Origin of the sequence: Nostoc sp. CMAA1605, assembly GCF_021596505.1 — a bacterium.
GTDB lineage: Bacteria > Cyanobacteriota > Cyanobacteriia > Cyanobacteriales > Nostocaceae > Trichormus.
In genome coordinates this window covers 22,714-40,208 of the sequence record NZ_PJIZ01000031.1, presented here as the reverse complement: position 1 = coordinate 40,208, position 17,495 = coordinate 22,714, and the positions used below count along the sequence as shown (strand labels likewise).

Here is a 17,495-nt window from a genome sequence, read left to right as displayed (position 1 = left end):
ACCTTTTTAAATGACTATTGACTATTGAGCAATGACTAAAACTGCATGGGTGTTTCCCGGACAAGGTTCTCAAGCACTAGGAATGGGAACTGACTTATTAGATATACCTGCGGCTCAAGAAAAGTTTGCCGCAGCCGAAGCCATATTAGGCTGGTCGGTAACAGACATTTGCCAAAACGAAGAAGAAAAGTTATCAAAGACACTCTACACACAACCTTGTCTTTATGTAGTAGAAAGCATCCTCGCTGACTTGATTCGGGAAAAAGGACACCAGCCAGATTTAGTTGCTGGTCACAGCTTAGGAGAATATGTTGCTCTATATGTTGCGGGTGTATTTGAGTGGTCAACAGGATTAGAGTTAGTCAAGCAACGCGCGGAACTGATGGACAATGCCGCAGGTGGGATGATGGCAGCTTTGATGAACTTTGACCGTGAACAACTAGACAAAGTAATTGCTGAAACTCCTGATGTGGTATTAGCTAATGATAATAGTCCAGGCCAGGTAGTGATTTCCGGTACTCCAGAAGCAGTACAGGCGGTCATGTCTCAGGTTAAGGCTAGACGTGCTGTACCTTTGAAGGTTTCCGGTGCATTTCACTCACCTTTAATGACTAGCGTGGCAGATGAATTTCAGAAAATTCTCAACACCGTAGAATTTCAAACTGCCACAGTCCCAGTATTATCCAACGTCGAGCCGATTCCCGCAGTTGAGGCCGCAATTTTGAAGCAACGCCTCAACCAACAAATGACGGGTTCAGTACGCTGGCAAGAAATTTCATTACAACTACCAGAAAATCAAATTGAGAAAGTAGTAGAAATCGGCCCTGGTAATGTACTAACCGGTTTGATTAAACGCACAACAACTGGTTTAATCTTAGAAAACGTCCGTAATGCTGCGGAATTACCGAATTAGGGAATGGGGAATAGGGAATAGGGAATAGGGAACAGAAAGAGGATTCAGAAAAACTTTTACCCCAATGCCCCATGCCCAATGCCCCATGCCCAATGCCCCATGCCCAATCCCCAATCTTATGTCTCGAACACGCGAACCCTTGATTAGTCTGGCTCTTTACCACGCTTTTAAGTGGTCGGTAGTTAGTCCGATGCTTCATGCTTACTTTCGGGGACGGATTTACGGTGTGGAAAATGTGCCTCAGTCCGGCCCTTTAGTGGTTGTGAGTAATCATGCTAGCTACTTTGATCCGCCCATTGTCTCTAATTGTGTCCGTCGCCCTGTAGCATACATGGCTAAGGAAGAATTGTTTGATGTTCCTGTGTTGGCGCAGGCGATTAAATTGTATGGTGCTTATCCAGTTAGTCGGGGAAGTGCCGATCGCAATGCTATCCGCGCCGCTTTAGAATATCTTGATCAAGGTTGGGCTGTGGGTGTGTTCTTGGAAGGAACTCGTACCCCCGACGGCAAGATTCATGATCCTAAGCGTGGTGCTTTACTATTAGCCGCTAAAGCTAAAGCCCCTATATTACCTGTATGTTTATGGGGTTCAGACCAGATTTTACAAAAAGGCTCATCGTTACCGCGTCGAGTTCCGCTCACTGTCAGAATCGGTAATTTAATTGATGCTCCCAGTTCTACTAATAAGGAAGAACTAGAACAGATAACACAAAAATGCGCCGCCGTCATTAACCAAATGCACGATTTAGGACGGTGAAAACATCTGGAGAATCTCTGCTTTGGGAAAGTAGCGATCGCTAATTTATTTATATAAATTGAAAAACAATATGACAGCGACCTATGAACCTCATCGCACTTTGAATTTTAAATTTATATGAATGGCTTAGAAGCCAAAACTTTGTGGAATCGACTGAACAATTCCTTAATAGTCCGTTTTTTACTATTAGTTGCTGCTGGCTGGGTTTTAGTCCAGCTTTTGGCATATTTTCAAACAGTCATTGTAATTTTTACATTTGCGGCAATTTTAGCTTTTTTACTCAGCTATCCTGTTAAGTGGTTGCGGCATTTTCTGCCCCACGGCATAGCAGTTGTGATAGTTTTTTTGATTAGTATTATATGTTTGACTGGGCTGTTAGTTACTATTGGTTTGACGGTCATTTCCCAAGGACAGCAATTAATAGATAGTATCTCTAATTTTTTAACTTCTTTATTACCTTTGTTAGAAAAAATTGAATCGTTGCTGCGTAGTCGGAATTTACAAATAGATTTAAGTTTAGTACAAGAACAGTTACGCAATCAAGCAATATCGAGTTTAGTGACAAGTTTGGCGATACTACAACAAGTATTGTCTAATTTTGTGACGTTTATCATCATCGCTGTTGTGGCTTTCTTTATCTTGCTAGATGGGGAAAAGCTATGGTCTTTAATGCTCAAAGTTCTGCCAACTCAACATCGGAGAAGATTTACCAATGTCCTGCGCCGCAATTTTTTAGGCTTTTTTCGAGGTCAATTGCTCTTGATGTTATTTCTCTCAACATCAAGTTTCATTGTCTTTCTCTTATTGAATGCACCATTTGCTTTATTGCTAGCTTTGATAGTCGGAATATTAGATATTATCCCCGGTATAGGGGCAACTTTAGGTGTAAGTATAGTCACTTTAATTTTGTTATCTCAAAGTGTTTGGTTAGCGATAAAAGTATTAATAGCTTGTATAATTTTGCAACAAATACAAGATAACTTATTTGCCCCTAGAATTATGCAAGGCACATTAAATCTCAATCCGGTGGTGGTGTTTTTTGCTTTATTAGTAGGTGCAAGAGTTGCGGGATTATTGGGAATTTTCCTATCAATTCCCATTACAGGTGTAATTGTATCTTTGTTTGAAATTGAGGCGATGAAATCAGAAATTTAGTTATGTTGATTCAATATATTTGGAAATTTTTAAGTTTGTGATGCCCGATTAATCGGTAAAATCAATTTATACACGCAACAATGGAAAATTATGTCGGATTTAAGAAAGGAATTATCAGAAACTTTAGATGAAGCCGAGTGGGAATGGCTAATTCCTCATGTGCAGAGAGATGCTGTAATTTTGGTGTCACTAGATTTGGATTTACTAGCTGTAGGTGAAGCGATCGCTACTGATAATACATCATCAGTGCAGCAATGGATTGAGAATCAATTACTGACTAAACCTTCTAACACTCAAATGGGAGAATGGAATAGCGATCGCACTAAACGATTTAACACTCTAATTCTTCAACCTTATGTTTTAGTGCAGGAAATTGCTGCTTAAAAACATTTGTATTTATAGACGTTGCATTTTGAAAAAATGGGCGTAAATAAGAAATAGAGAAGAGGAAAGCACAAGAAAATTTTCACCAATTCTCAATTTTCCCCTTCTTACCGCCGAGTTTTCACCTCTTCCGCGCCTGTGTAACCGGTAGCTACCCAAAATAAAGCTCTAGCTCCATCACGGATGGATTTTTCAATCGGTTCAGGGGGAGTTTGAGACGGTACTGCTACCGGTTTAAAGTTGATTCCTCGACTACCTAAAATGATTTCACCAATTACACAAGCACGGCGCATATGAAAATCTGAGGTAATTAAATAAACACTTTTAATTTTGCGCGCCTGTAAATCATCTACCAATGTAGTAAAGTTTGTGACTGTATCTACAGCTTCATAGTCTAAATGTAATCTTTTAGGACTGATACCAGCCTTTGTGAATACGCTTTTGGTGTATGTAGGGGGACTACCGCCAGAAATCATGATTGGTATATTGGGATACTGACGAGCAAACTGAGCAGTAAACTTCTCTCTTTCTAAGTTTTTGGTTGAGCCACCTAAAACAATAACTGCTTCTGGCGGTTCATGATTATTTTGTGCTTCCTTATATCCCCACCACATCAATAGCGGTAGAATCAGAACTGCAAATTGAAATGACTTACCTCTAAACAATAGATTATTCTTCAAGGCTCTCTAACTTTGTCTTTTTCGGGAATAATTTTTGCAATCAGGCAGAAAAATCACAAGGACAAATTGGCAAATGCACTTAAATAGCATACTCGCAAACTTTGTGAATCTGCAATTACACAGGTATTAGCTACAGTTTACTCATACCCAGCAAGCAATCCCGTAATGGAAATTGCCATTTTTCACTTTTATGATGATGAGTAGTTGGCGACGGGACTGGCCAGGCTCGAACCGGCGACCTAGCGCTTAGGAGGCGCTCGCTCTATCCAACTGAGCTACAGCCCCAACTACGAAGCATATATAATGATAGCAGTAGTTTTAGGTGGACTGCCAAAAATTGTGCCAGGAACCGCCGCCAATTTCTAAGCCACAAAGATAACTGTGTGCTTTGAGAATGACTAGGGGGTTTTTACCCCTAATTTCTCGCAACTCTAAATTCAGTTTTCCTTGCATCGTATCTCGACAGCAAAATTGTAACCCGTTCGCTGTCGGCGCACGCAAAGGCGCACCAGGTAGATGCGTAGTTCCGGTTAATTCAACCTCATAATCTAGGTTTTTTGCCTTCATTTGCCATCTACCCCAAGGTTGAATACACCATTCAACTTTGGCATTCCAGGGAACAAATTCATAAAATTTGCCCTGATAATGTATCCCAATCATCGCTACAGATTCCATCCACCACAAAACACCACGCCTACCACCCCCAGCAGTTAAGGCTAAATCAGGTTCACCATCGAAGCTATTACAATTGAGCCAAAACCATTTTTCAGGAAACGCACCACCCCAATTTTTTTCGCCATAAGCTGGCGCATTTTGGAACTGATAAATTTTGCCATTCCAATCAACCCAACCAGTAGCTAGACCATGAGCCATTAAAATTTGCCATCCTGGCTCAAAAATCTGTAAAAATGATAGCCAGCCAGCAGTTGATTGCTGAATACTATTTTGATTACCCCAGCCATATACAGGCTGAATTTCATATTCCCAACGACAATAAAAACCAGTAACGGGGTCTTGAATAAAACCCTGGTTTAAATTAGCAGTAGCTTGATAACCTTCCTGGATAGAGTTTTTAAACTCAGTGGGTGAGAGATAGCGGGGTTGAGTATGCAAGTGAGTTTTACCCCAATGACCCAAAGCTAAAACATCCCGACTAGCCCAAAATTGAGTTACATCAGGAAAAATTCGATATACATATTCGTCATTTGCTCCCAAAACCTGTGCCGCACCGCCACTGTGGGGTTGACCGCCAATGGGGTCTTCTATGGAATACATGAAAGCAAAAGTCTGACCACAATCTGGTAGGGTTACGCGATAATACCAGCCTTCAAAGAAGCGGCGACTACTTCCGTCCCAATGGTATCCACTGTGAGGCGTTTGAGTAGATTGCAGAAGACTTACGGGAATCGTTAACATAGACTTATGATTTCTACTTTTTAGTATGCGTCAGCGTCTTGATCTCGATATTAATCATGCTTATGAAATTTTAGGATTAAAACCTGGAGCATCGCAGGTAGAAATCAAAAGAGCTTATCGTCAACTAGTAAAAACTCACCATCCCGATCGCTTTGTTAATCTCCAAGAAAAAGAGCAAGCAGAAGTCAAAATCAAACAAATCAATGCAGCTTACAATCTACTCAAGTCAGAATCCACCATTAGTGATTCTACCACTGTAACTACACCCAAAAAATCCCCCAAGACATCAGTCAATCGCTTTGACGCGGAGAGTTTCTATAATTACGGTGTAGAGAGTGTAGGTAAAGGCGAATATGAAGAAGCGATCGCCTATTTTACCCAAGCCATTCGCCTCAACCCCCGCTATGTTGAAGCTTACAAATATCGGGGTTTAGTTTGCTCTCAATTAGGTTATGAACATCGTGCCGCATCTGATTTAAATAAAGCCGCACAACTGGAAGGAAAAATCCCTCAAGCCTCTGCTTATGGAAGAGTCCAGTATCAGTCTCAGCGAAAATCTTGGGTTTCTAGATGGTGTAGGAAAATCAAGAACTTTTTCAGATGGCATTAGTATCTGCCGATGGGTATTCTGCTTCATCTTTCACTAGTAAAATTCGCATTGCTCCAGGAAATCAATCACGGAGCGCAACTTTACTCACCATGCTACTGTTTGTAGACTCTCCACTTCTTGAAAATGAGCATCGCGTGTTACTAGAATCAGAGCGTGTTGCAGTGCAAGAGATGCAATCCAGATATCGTTCTCAGGTAACGGACGACCCTTGAGCCTTAACTTGTTTTTGACCTCACCGTATTGTCGTGCGGTTTCAGCGTCACATCCCAATATCGTGCTGCTAGCAACTAGCTCATCAACTCTCGCCAAATTTGCTTCAACTCGTCCTGACTTTCTGGCTCCATAACACAACTCACCAATCACAAAACTTGGAATGAAAACTTCGTTGGATTGAGCAAGATTGCTTTTGACGATCGCTTCATCTGCAAAAAGAGCAATGATGATGTTGGTATCGAGCAAATACCTACCACTCATCGACATCTACCCGTTCACAATCCTGCTTGATCGCCTCACGCATTACCTGGAGATCGTCAGGAGGGATTGAACCTGCAAAACGTAGCAATTGCTGCCCTGGAGTTCCTCGAAGTTCAGCTTTTACTAACGCTTGAGTAAATTCAAGCACTCTTTGTTGCAAGTGCTGCGGCATGATTTCTAGCCGTTTGATCACTTCATTGATAATGGAAACACTCATTCTCTCCTCCTTTTCTTAAGGTCGTAGATAATCGCTGCGCCAAGTCCATCTACTTTATCAGGACTTACACAAAAACTCTCTCAAACCCTTATTCCTCTGTGTCGAAAAATGGAATTGAGTGAGCAAGGGAAGAAGAAGCTGATGATTGTATTTGTTCTCACTCATTGAATCATTTATTTTCTGGAAGTCCCTAAAACACAGAAAAAGCGAATTGCGAATTGGTTTAATTATACTAAAGGTTTTTGGAGTTGCGATCGCAGTGCTTGTGCTGTATCTATAACTACACCTGGATAATCTCGACTCACTAAGACGGGCTGATTGTTTGATTGTATATCTGGCCACAATAACCAACGACTACCTTGAGGTAAAGAAGATATACTGAGAGGATTCTGAGTCAGCCAAATCAGGGGATGCTGTTCGTCATAATCGCTGATATCTTCGTGATATTTGGTAGCGGCTAGAGTTTCTAAAACTGAGCGATCGCCTCTGACTAATCCTGTGGCGGCTGTTAATAGTTGCACTTGTAATTGCTGGTGTTGTGCGTAAAAATACATTGACGCTGCGGCAATTACAGCTTGCTCAAAATTTTCTGCTTCCCAATTACCAGCAGTATCTAAAGCAATAATTACTTGCTGTCCACTGGTAATCATTTCTAATTCGCGCACACGTAACTCACCATAGCGCGCACTAGTCCGCCAGTGAATCAAGCGGGTGGGGTCGCCAATACGATAGGGACGCAGCGATCGCACTAATCCCGATGTGGCTGTTTGCAAAGGTCTACCGTGATACTCATTCCTTTGACTTTCTTCTTCCCCGATTTCATCCACTAGGGGACAAGCACTCAGGGGTAAGACTGTGGGATAAACAATGGCTGTTGTTTCACAGTGGTACTGACGACGCGACCAAAATAAACCTAAAGGTGCGCCTGTCGCCAATTCGACGGTGTGCCAGCGATAAATGCCCCGCTTTTCGGTAGGGTGATAATATACCCAACGGTAAGTTTCTCGGCTAGCAATAGTTTCAATGCTGTGTTTAATGGGTTTTCCCAGCACAAACGGTAAGATATCTTCAACCTGCAATAAAGTGACAGATTGCTTAGTAGGGTTAGAGATTTCTAATTCTAAAGTTAATTCATCCCCAGCCGAGACAGGTGCAATCTGACGACGGGTGACAGATAGACCAACAAGCGATCGCGATGCTAAAAATGCAGCTATCCCCAGTAAAGCCAGAGTTACGCCACTAATAGCGTAAAGCCAACCAGCCATCGTATTAATCGCCGCACCAAAAAAACAAACAGCAATCCCTGCTAACACCCAACCGGCGTATGTGGGGGAACTAGCATGAATTTCTAACCAGTTAGTGATGAGTTTGATAATTTTCATGTTTCTTTTTTAACTCATCACTAGGGGGATTGGGGATTGGGGATTGGGGACTGGGGAGACAAGGTAGAAGGCGAGAAAAGCTAATGACTAATGACTATTGACTAATGACTATTGACAATGACTACAGACGAATTCGATGACTTCCTTGAGTCCTTGTTGGGTTTTTAGGTTGGTGAAAATAAAGGGTTTATCACCACGCATTTTTTTCGCGTCTCGTTCCATGACGCTTAAATCTGCGCCTACATAGGGTGCGAGGTCGGTTTTGTTAATTACTAGTAAATCGGATTTTGTAATACCGGGGCCGCCCTTGCGCGGGATTTTATCACCGGCGGCGACATCAATCACGTAAATTGTGAGGTCTACTAATTCAGGACTGAAGGTAGCGGCTAAATTATCACCACCGCTTTCTAAGAAGACTAAATCTAATTGCTTAAAACGCTGTTCTAGTTGTTCAATGGCTGCTAAATTCATAGAAGCATCTTCCCGAATGGCGGTGTGGGGACAACCTCCGGTTTCTACTCCCAAAATGCGATCGCTAGCTAAGGCTTGAGAACGGACTAAAAATTGAGCATCTTCTTGAGTATAAATATCATTTGTCACTACAGCAATTTGATAGCGATCGCGCAGTGCTTTACACATAGCATCCACTAAAGCTGTTTTCCCTGAACCAACTGGCCCTGCTACCCCTACTCTAAATGTGGTCATAAGTCAATAAAAATCAATTATTAATTCATAATTATTCAGTTTGAATTTGTTCTATTTTTTGCCTAACTAAGTTATCCACTTCTGCAATTTCTGCTGGTGATTGAGGCATCGCAAATGTTTCAGTGGTTGCTCCTGCTGTGAAACGATCAACAAAAGCATAAAACGCCGCTTGATCGTTTGGATGAGCAACTACATAAGCTCTTAGTTCAGCTTTTGTCATTTTGTTAAAGTCAGTTTTCACTATATAAATCTCCAACGACCATTACGATATATCTCTATTTGTATATTATCTCCTGCCAAAATAAAGACATTACCTGTTCGCTCATCTAAACGCACAATAAAAATAGGCTTAAAAGTATTTGTTAGAGATTGGCACAGTGTAACGCACATAATGCCTTGTTCAGAAGTTGGTAAAATTGTTCCACCTCAATCAACTAGTCTGGTATCAGATTAGCAGGTTTACACTTGACTAAAGTATGCTCAACTTCTAAAAAGCCTTGTGTACTGTGTTTCATGCTGCATACTAGCTAAAGATAAACCCCAACTACAACAACTCAAATCATCATCTTCCAAATCCATTATTTCCATTGTGGCAGCACTGATTAATGGCTGTAAATTGAGTAATATTTCTTGTCCGGCTGTTTGACCGAGGGGAATAATTTTAATTCCAGCCGTAATTAAATTAGTTGCCCAGCTATGCAGATATGCTAATAAAGCCGCTTGTGGATCAATTTGCCAATGGGTAGCCGCTAGAGCAAAAGCGATCGCATAATTACAAGGATTACCCACTGCATGAGCTAAATCGGATATTTGCGGTTGTAGTTTCACCAGTAATTGTAGGAGCGATCGCCCCATTTGCCAGCTAGAATTACGTAATTCCTGGGTTTCTCGCGCCGCAGATAACCATAAATTCCAATAGCGTAATTTCTCAAAATCGCCTTGATTTACAGCCTCATATACTCTCAAAATCATCGCTGTTTCTAAGCGAATTGCCCCATAACGCAGTTCGGCTGTTAACCAATGCTGTAAACTTTCTTGAGTGGTAATTGTGCCATTTTCTACTAGAGTTTCTAATCCTTCCGAGTAGCTGTATGCTCCCACTGGCAAAGCAGAACTCGCTATTTGCAAGAGGTGTAACAAATGACTATGAGTGAGAGTGATGGTGTCCATAAGCACCTAATTCTGGTTGAAAGGGGACAATTTCTTCAGTAATTTCTAGCCCCATCTGTGCTAACAGAGTACGTAAAACGGGGTCTGGAGATAGGCGTAAATAGTTGGGGGTAATTTCTATCGGTACGTGACGATTGCCTAAATGATAAGCCGCCCGCATTAATAAAAGTGGAGTAGCAGCGACAACCGTAAACACTGGTTCTGGTTTAGCGGCTATTCTCATCAGACTACCATTAGTTTCATCTTGCAAAATATCTCCATCCCACAACACCGTCCCTCTAGGTAAGCGCAAAAATACTACCTGACCATCTTCGGTTTCAAAGCGGTGACGGCTGCGAGTGCGTTCTTCGGCTGTGAGTTGCAAGGTCAACGTGACCTTTATTTCTGGGTTTGGTGGTTTACGTTGCGTCAACGTCAGCATAATTTGTAGTTCGTAATTCGTAATTACAATACAAGAAAATAGGGAGGAGAAACTATCAATTCCCACTCCCTAGTGTTCTACCATCCAAAAATTTAAATCTGAGATAGGCTTTCTCAATCCAAAATCTAAAATCTAAAATCCAAAATCTTCAAGTCCATTCCAACCAACCTTGATAACCGGTGACAATGCGATTCCCGTCTTTGAGGATGTGGACTTCTATTTGGTCACTAGCCCAGGTAATTTTGTCAGCAAAGGCGGGGTTGAGGACGCGAACTTTTTGATTACGCGAAGAAACGGGGGAATCTGGCGAATTAATTGCTAAATTTTGAACAAACGGCCCATCTATTAAAATATCTAGTTGTGCTAGTAGTTCTTGAGAACCTGGAGGCGCGGAGGGTGATTGTAGTTCCTTGAGGGTAAAACCTGTAAAGGACATGACATTAAGACCCGCAGCTTTAAGTTTACGTGCTAACTCAGCCAAAGCGGATGCTTGCCAAAATGGTTCTCCACCAGAGAATGTTACGCCTGTATTTTTGGGTTTGCTTAAAATTTGCTCGACTAAACTATCAATACTGACTAGTTGATTAATTTCAAATGTCCAGGAATCGGGATTAAAACAGCCAGGACATTCACGGGGACACCCTTGCACCCAAACAACTGCTCGACAACCGGGGCCATTCACTTCTGATTCATCAATGTAGCCCATGATGTTGAGATAACCAGAGGGAATTTCTGAATGAATGGATGGGTTGGTTGGCTTAGTTTCCATCTATGTTTATTCCTTTCAACAGTTAACTATGACAAACCTATCGGGACGCAACGCACAGGAATTTTAGTTGTAGTCTGGATGGCATCAGCTAAAACACTGAGGACATCAGCACTAACACATTGGAGTTGGTGAAAATCACCACAGCCGGATTTAACTGCATTATTCCCCCTAGCATCCAACTGACGCACTAAAGCGCGGGGTCGAGATGGAACATTGAGATGAATTTCATCAGGACGAAGACGCTGTAACAGTTGGATGTAATCTTCTAGCATTTCTGTTGTCCAGGGAGACAAAACCATTGTTTGGATAGCGAGAGTTCCTGAATATTCCCGCCGCAATTTGACAATACCTGCCAAAATATCAGATAGATTTATTGTCTCTACAGGTCGATTAATACGCTGCCATTGATGTGACGAAATTGCATCTAGTTTAACAGCGATGATATCAGCGAACTGCAAGGCTTGACGCACTATGCGATCGCCTAAAAGTGTACTATTAGTTAATACTATCGTGGGTAAGCGGGTTAACTGTTTGGCGATCGCTAAAATTTCCTCCAAATTTAAGGCTAAAGTCGGTTCGCCACTACCGCTAATTGTCACTACATCGATTTGGGCATAGGATGCCAGCGATCGCAATTCCTCCGCTATCCTGCTTGTAGGCACAAATATTTGGCGTTGCAGAGTCTGGACTTCCATCTGTCCTAATTGACAATAGATGCAATTGAATGAACAAGTTGATACTTCCCCAATAGGGTCAATACCTAGCGACTGACCAAATCGCCAAGATTTCACAGGCCCGTAGACAAAGGAACGATGGGGATTTTGTGCAGACTCTATGGCGTTCATACTCGTCCTCTCGCTGGAGTCGCGATCGTCTAGCTTTTACCATCCCAAATCTATCGCGAGAAGATGAGGAACTTGTGAAGAATTGACACTCCCCCGTTTATACAATGGGAGATCCTGGAGTCAACCAACCCAAGGATGATAATTTTCTTCTTTTCTCCCTGCACCCTTCCCTACAGATTAATGTCATGGGATATTTTGAGCGAAAAGTCTCCTGCTCACTATTTTCTCTTAAGAGCTGCTTATTTCCTTTTAACCACGAATAAGTGATTTTAGGGATGTGTTTGTAGCAAGCGCGAGTTATATTTAAGCGTAAGTGATTAATTATATAAGTAATTCATTGGCTTCTTAATTACGCAATCTCACTGAAAAGCATAGATATTTAAGTTTTAAATATGATGGAAATTCAACTAAGATACTAGAAAACTTGTTCATAAATTATCATAATATGAAACTGATTAATAACACAATTAAGATTCTCTTAATTGACGATGAAGTAGCCACTTGGAATTCCTTATTAAATATTTTTGCTTCTCATAATTATCAAGTTAAAAGATTATCCCTCCAGCAATTAGATGCTGATTCTTTATTAGATTTTATTCCAGATTTAATTCTTATAGATATTTCCATAGCTCGATTACATTATAATTTAGTTAATCAAAAGTTAAAATCTAAAGATAAAAAGTTAAATGTACCAGTTATCATCCTAGTCCTGATAGAAGAAATTAACCTAGCTTTTGAGCAACTGAAACTAAAATTTGCTGACTACCTAATTAAACCCCTCAGACCCCAAGAGGTTTTAATTAAAGTTAAAAATCAAATCAAAATTAATAAACTCAAGCAAGAGTTATTTATCAAAAGACAAAAGCTCCAAAAATTAGGTAAAGAGATAGCGCAGAAAAATCAACAAATAGAATTTATATGTAATATTAATTCCGCAGATAATGGCGACGAAAATCATGATACTCTAAAGACTCCAACAGTCGATGTTATCAAGTTATGTAGCTATAACGCGGTATTAAGTAGACTGACAAAACATCAGTCTCTATCTCAAGGAAATTTATCTGCGGCTTTTGGCGAAGTCACAGAAGCAGGAGCAATCAATATTGGCGTGGAAAGAGCTAGTATTTGGGTATCAGAAACAACACACGATCAAATTCATTGCTTGGATTTATTTGAGAAAACAACTCACAAACACAGTTCAGGCTTAACTTTATCAGCTGACAAATATCCCTACTATTTTCAAGCTTTACAGCAAAATGAAGTGATCGCAGTTGCCGATTTAGTTTCCCAAGATCCACGAACACAGGAACTATCCTCAACTTACTTGATTCCCTGCAATATCACTTCCATCTTATATATTCCTATCCGCCTGGGGGAGACAACAGTAGGGGTATTTTGTTTAGAATCAGTAGGTGTAGTGCATCATTGGACAGAGGAAGACCAAAACTTTGCCCGTGCTTTAAGTAATTTAGTTTCTCTAGCATTAGAAGCCAGAGAACGCCAACGAGCTGAAGCCGCACATCGCACTTCCGAAAAGAAGTTAGCCTCAGCCTTTCGCGCCTCACCAGACCCGATTGCCTTGTGTACTTTTCCCGAAGGACGCTACATTGAGGTTAATGATAGTTTCTGTCGATTCTTTGGCTATAGTCGCACCCAGGTAATCGGTACTACCAATACGGAGTTGAATATTTGGGTAAATCCCCAAGAATGTCATTTTCTCTCGCAAATTCTCAAACAAACAAAAACCTTACGCAACCATGAGGTTGATTTTCGCACTTGTAGCGGTGAAATCAAGACGGTGCTGCTGAGTGTAGAAATGATCGAAATTGATGGACAAAAAATTGTCTTGGCTACGGCTAAAGATATTACAGAACGCAAGCAGGCAGAAAACGAAAGCCGCTTATTGTTGTTGACTACCCAAGCTATTACCCGTGCCATAGATGTCAAAAGTGCTTTAACATTGGTTTTGCGACTGATTTGTCAAACTATCGGTTGGGACTTTGGCGAAGCATGGATACCCAGTGATGACGGTAGCATTTTAGAGCATAGTTTAGTTTGTCACTGTGAAGAAAGCCGCCTCGAAGAATTTTGCGATCGCAATCAAAATGTCACCTTTACAATGGGGATGGGATTACCTGGACGAGTCTGGGAAACTAAAAGACCAGAGTGGATTGAAGATGTTTCCCTAGTCAACCAGTCAAAATTTTTACGCTCTTTTCAGGCTGCTAAAGTCGGGTTCAAAGCTGGTTTTGCTGTGCCGATTCTGGCAGGACGGGAAGTAGTAGCTGTTTTAGTATTTTTTAAAAGCACTGCTATGTCAGTAGATAAGCGATTACTGATGTTAGTAGGAACTGTGGCTACCCAACTAGGTAGTTTAATTCAGCAGCAAATGATCGAAGCCGCCCACAGAAAAAGCGAAGAAAGATTACAACTAGCTTTATCAGCAAGTGAATTGGGATTGTGGGATTGGAATATCCAAACAGGTAAAATTTATTGTGATTGGAAATGGCGAGATGTACTAGGGTACGCAGAATCAGAGATTGATCAACATCAGCTCGTGAGAAAACAGTTAATTCATCCCGAAGACTGGCGCGCCCTCAAATCATCCATTCATGACCATCTAGAAGGGATAACATCTGTATACGAGATGGAATTTCGGATGCGTTCTCCCTCTGGGGAATGGAAATGGATACAGTCTCGCGGCCAAATTGTAGAGCGCGATGAACAGGGTGTACCTTTACGGATGACTGGTACTAATAAAGACATTACAGAGCGCAAAACTCTAGAAAAACAATTAAAACTGCGGGAAGCCAGACTCAACGCCTTTTTTAGTGGTGCGCCCGTAGGGATGAACATCCTTGACCACAAAATGCGTTTGGTGCAGATTAATGACTTGATGGCAGATATTTATGGTAAACCATCAAAAGACCTCATCGGCAAAACACTCCAAGAAATCGCTCCTCACATTGACCCACTATTAACACCCTTCTGTCGGCAAGTATTATCAACTGGGGAAGCAATTTTAAATCGGGAACTCAGTATTACTGCTCATGATGTGCCTAATGGTCTGCGTCATTTTTTGGTGTCTTATTTTCCCATTCCTGGCGAAGATAATAGCCCCTCTGGTGTAGGTACTGTCATGTTGGAAATTAGTGGACTCAAACGTGCAGAGACTGCTTTAAGGGAAAGTATAGAACGAGAAAGAGCGATCGCTCAAGTAATTCAAAGGATGCGCCAAACCTTAGATTTGGAAACTATTTTTACCGCTACCACAGCAGAATTACGGCAAGTATTGAATTGCGATCGCGTTGTTGTCTACCGTTTCCATCCTGATTGGAGTGGCGAATTTGTCGCTGAATCCGTCGGTACGGGTTGGACTCCACTCATGGAATTACATCAACAAAGCCCCAATCTCACTAAAGATGCCTTAAAAAATGGTAAATGTCTCCAGAAAATGCTGGATACTCAAGAAATTCATTTGCAAAATAATTACATACCAACCACAAGCGGCACCAGCTTTTGTTGTGTATCAGATATATACCAAGCAGGGTTAAATCCTGACTACATTAATCTTTTAGAAAATTTCCAAGCCAAAGCTTACGTTATCGTCCCCATTTTATGTGGTAATCAACTTTGGGGATTATTAGCCAGCTATCAAAATTCTACGGCTCGTCAGTGGAAAACAGGAGAAATTAACATCGTAGTGCAGATTGGCAACCAGTTAGGAGTAGCTTTACAACAGGCACAACTACTAGCGCAAACTCAACAACAATCACAAGCCTTACAAGCTGCTGTGACAGCAGCAGACACCGCCAACCGAGCCAAAAGTGAATTCTTAGCTAACATGAGTCATGAATTGCGAACACCCTTAAACGCGATTTTGGGATTTACGCAACTGATGAGTCATGACAACAGCCTCTCCTATGATCATCAACAGAATTTAGCGATTATTAACCGCGCTGGAGAACATCTACTCAATCTCATCAACGACATTTTAGAAATGTCGAAAATCGAAGCCGGCAGAACTACCTTAAATCTCAACAGTTTTGATTTAATTCGGATGTTAAATAATGTTCAAGAAATGTTACAAATTCGGGCAACAGGCAAAAATCTGCATCTGGTATTTGAATATGCTCCTAACTTGCCAAAATACATCAAAACTGACGAAAGCAAACTACGTCAAGTTCTGCTCAATATTGTCGGCAATGCCATCAAGTTTACATCTGCTGGCAGTGTAACTTTGCACGTCAGTTTAGGGACTAATGACTGGGAACTCACAGCACAACAGCCGGAAGACAAAAATACCATTCCCAATGTCCGCCTGATGTTTGAAATCCAAGATACCGGAATAGGGATTGCTTCACAAGAACTAGAATTACTATTTGAAGCCTTTGGGCAAACTGAAAGCGGCAGACAATCACAACAGGGAACAGGACTAGGATTGGCAATTAGTCGCAAATATGTGCAGATGATGGGAGGAGAGATTAATGTCAATAGTAATTTGGGGCGAGGAAGTCAATTTACCTTTGATATTCAAGTCGGGGTAGTTTTACCATCTGAGATGCCCGTCTCATCAGTATCGCGTTGGGTGATAGGTTTAGCACCACAGCAAGAACAGTATCGCATTTTAGTTGTAGATGACATCTCAGATAGTCGTTTACTATTAGTTAAACTTCTCTCATCTGTTGGTTTTACTGTGCAGGAAGCTGCCAACGGCAAAGAAGCTGTTAATTTGTGGGAAACATGGCATCCCCACCTAATTTTCATGGATATGCGAATGCCTGTCCTGGATGGTTATCAAGCTACTCATTTGATTCGCTCTTTGGAGTCAGAACAACAAAATGAATGCTCTATCATATCTATGACTACGGTAGGAGCAAATACAAAAAAAACTGACGCAAAGTTAAATAAATCTTTAACGGAAGTCTGTATCAACCATCAACCAATTTCTAATTCATCCCATCCCCAAACAATTATTATTGCCTTGACTGCTAACGCCTTTGAAGAACAACGAGAGGCAATAGTTCAAGCTGGTTGTGATGATCTAATTAACAAACCTTTCCAGAAAGCGCAAATTCTCGAAAAACTCAGTCAGTATTTAGGTGTACGCTATCTTTATCAAGAAGATATACATCAACAATTGAATATTCAGTCTTCTTCAGAAAAATTACTCAATACTGATGGTGTCTTAGATTCACTATTAAAAATGCCTCAAACGTGGGTAGCAGACATATATCAAGCTGCTGCCCAAGGTAGTGATGATTTGATTTTAGATTTAATTCATCAAATGCCTACTAAAAATTCGCTATTACAAGAATGTTTAAGTTGTTTAGCGAGTAATTTTCAATTTGAAAGAATTATGGCATTAACTCATGATGTGGGAAACAAAAAAAACAGAGAAATCGGCACAGACGTTTCCCCCGTAGACGCGCCACCACATTGCCGCAGGCACTCAAATTTACCTGCGGCAAACCGTCGAGGAGTACGGAATAATAGGGAATAGGGAATAGGGAATAGGGAATAGGGAATAGTTTATCTCTTACTGTCACCTTTTTTTAGAATTAAGTAGCCATCATGAACGGCGTACACAAGAAAAC

General features: G+C 41.1%; 18 protein-coding genes and 1 tRNA gene. 6 read left to right on the top strand and 13 right to left on the bottom strand.

Annotated features, from left to right (window positions below):
- The first annotated feature begins 31 nt into the window (after positions 1-31).
- From fabD to CV014_RS13010, 4 genes are all read left to right on the top strand, one after another.
- The gene (gene fabD / locus CV014_RS13025; RefSeq protein WP_236142421.1) at positions 32-913 is read left to right on the top strand and encodes an ACP S-malonyltransferase; all 882 of its coding nucleotides are present in this window, start codon (positions 32-34) and stop codon (positions 911-913) included.
- Positions 914-1,031: 118 nt separating this feature from the next.
- Positions 1,032-1,670, top strand: coding sequence for a lysophospholipid acyltransferase family protein (locus CV014_RS13020; protein WP_236142441.1), 639 nt, complete (start codon positions 1,032-1,034; stop codon positions 1,668-1,670).
- A 117-nt stretch (positions 1,671-1,787) separates the two neighbouring features.
- On the top strand, positions 1,788-2,825 hold the full coding sequence (locus CV014_RS13015) for an AI-2E family transporter (protein ID WP_236142420.1): 1,038 nt from the start codon (positions 1,788-1,790) through the stop codon (positions 2,823-2,825).
- A gap of 90 nt (positions 2,826-2,915) precedes the next feature.
- A complete protein-coding gene (locus CV014_RS13010) occupies positions 2,916-3,209 on the top strand; it encodes a DUF2288 domain-containing protein (RefSeq protein WP_236142419.1) in 294 nt (97 codons plus the stop codon).
- Positions 3,210-3,316: 107 nt separating this feature from the next.
- Here CV014_RS13010 and CV014_RS13005 read toward each other — a convergent pair whose 3' ends face one another.
- The 3 genes from CV014_RS13005 to CV014_RS12995 all read right to left on the bottom strand — a co-directional run bounded on the left by CV014_RS13005 (position 3,317) and on the right by CV014_RS12995 (position 5,305).
- Positions 3,317-3,823 (bottom strand): YdcF family protein, encoded by a 507-nt coding sequence (locus CV014_RS13005; protein ID WP_236142440.1) that lies wholly within the window; start codon positions 3,821-3,823, stop codon positions 3,317-3,319.
- Positions 3,824-4,100: 277 nt separating this feature from the next.
- Positions 4,101-4,174, bottom strand: a tRNA-Arg gene (locus CV014_RS13000).
- Positions 4,175-4,207: 33 nt separating this feature from the next.
- Positions 4,208-5,305 (bottom strand): tocopherol cyclase family protein, encoded by a 1,098-nt coding sequence (locus tag CV014_RS12995; protein WP_236142418.1) that lies wholly within the window; start codon positions 5,303-5,305, stop codon positions 4,208-4,210.
- A gap of 25 nt (positions 5,306-5,330) precedes the next feature.
- Between CV014_RS12995 and CV014_RS12990 the strand changes: the two genes are divergently transcribed.
- Positions 5,331-5,915 (top strand): J domain-containing protein, encoded by a 585-nt coding sequence (locus CV014_RS12990; protein WP_236142417.1) that lies wholly within the window; start codon positions 5,331-5,333, stop codon positions 5,913-5,915.
- 84 nt (positions 5,916-5,999) lie between these two features.
- Here CV014_RS12990 and CV014_RS12985 read toward each other — a convergent pair whose 3' ends face one another.
- The 10 genes from CV014_RS12985 to CV014_RS12945 all read right to left on the bottom strand — a co-directional run bounded on the left by CV014_RS12985 (position 6,000) and on the right by CV014_RS12945 (position 11,898).
- Positions 6,000-6,389 (bottom strand): type II toxin-antitoxin system VapC family toxin, encoded by a 390-nt coding sequence (locus CV014_RS12985; protein ID WP_236142416.1) that lies wholly within the window; start codon positions 6,387-6,389, stop codon positions 6,000-6,002.
- Entirely contained in the window at positions 6,379-6,606 is a 228-nt protein-coding gene (locus tag CV014_RS12980; protein WP_236142415.1) for a hypothetical protein, read from the bottom strand. Before CV014_RS12980 ends, CV014_RS12985 begins: the two co-directional genes overlap by 11 nt.
- Before the next feature lie 227 nt (positions 6,607-6,833).
- A complete protein-coding gene (locus CV014_RS12975) occupies positions 6,834-7,988 on the bottom strand; it encodes a DUF58 domain-containing protein (RefSeq protein WP_236142414.1) in 1,155 nt (384 codons plus the stop codon).
- A gap of 108 nt (positions 7,989-8,096) precedes the next feature.
- A complete protein-coding gene (ureG, locus tag CV014_RS12970) occupies positions 8,097-8,693 on the bottom strand; it encodes an urease accessory protein UreG (RefSeq protein ID WP_236142413.1) in 597 nt (198 codons plus the stop codon).
- Between the two features lie 31 nt (positions 8,694-8,724).
- Entirely contained in the window at positions 8,725-8,934 is a 210-nt protein-coding gene (locus CV014_RS12965) for a DUF6887 family protein (protein ID WP_236142412.1), read from the bottom strand.
- The gene (locus tag CV014_RS30615; RefSeq protein ID WP_442946907.1) at positions 8,934-9,110 is read right to left on the bottom strand and encodes a DUF6888 family protein; all 177 of its coding nucleotides are present in this window, start codon (positions 9,108-9,110) and stop codon (positions 8,934-8,936) included. The genes CV014_RS12965 and CV014_RS30615 overlap by 1 nt, the downstream gene beginning before the upstream one ends.
- Before the next feature lie 63 nt (positions 9,111-9,173).
- Positions 9,174-9,863: an urease accessory protein UreF gene (locus CV014_RS12960; RefSeq protein WP_236142411.1), complete on the bottom strand. Its 690-nt coding sequence runs from the start codon at positions 9,861-9,863 to the stop codon at positions 9,174-9,176.
- Complete coding sequence (ureE, locus tag CV014_RS12955; RefSeq protein ID WP_236142410.1) at positions 9,838-10,284, bottom strand: urease accessory protein UreE; 447 nt, start codon at positions 10,282-10,284, stop codon at positions 9,838-9,840. The genes CV014_RS12960 and ureE overlap by 26 nt, the downstream gene beginning before the upstream one ends.
- A gap of 148 nt (positions 10,285-10,432) precedes the next feature.
- Positions 10,433-11,053, bottom strand: coding sequence for a 4Fe-4S single cluster domain-containing protein (locus CV014_RS12950; protein ID WP_236142409.1), 621 nt, complete (start codon positions 11,051-11,053; stop codon positions 10,433-10,435).
- 26 nt (positions 11,054-11,079) lie between these two features.
- On the bottom strand, positions 11,080-11,898 hold the full coding sequence (locus CV014_RS12945) for a radical SAM protein (protein WP_236142408.1): 819 nt from the start codon (positions 11,896-11,898) through the stop codon (positions 11,080-11,082).
- 445 nt (positions 11,899-12,343) lie between these two features.
- Between CV014_RS12945 and CV014_RS12940 the strand changes: the two genes are divergently transcribed.
- Entirely contained in the window at positions 12,344-17,401 is a 5,058-nt protein-coding gene (locus CV014_RS12940) for a GAF domain-containing protein (protein WP_236142407.1), read from the top strand.
- Positions 17,402-17,495: the final 94 nt, after the last annotated feature.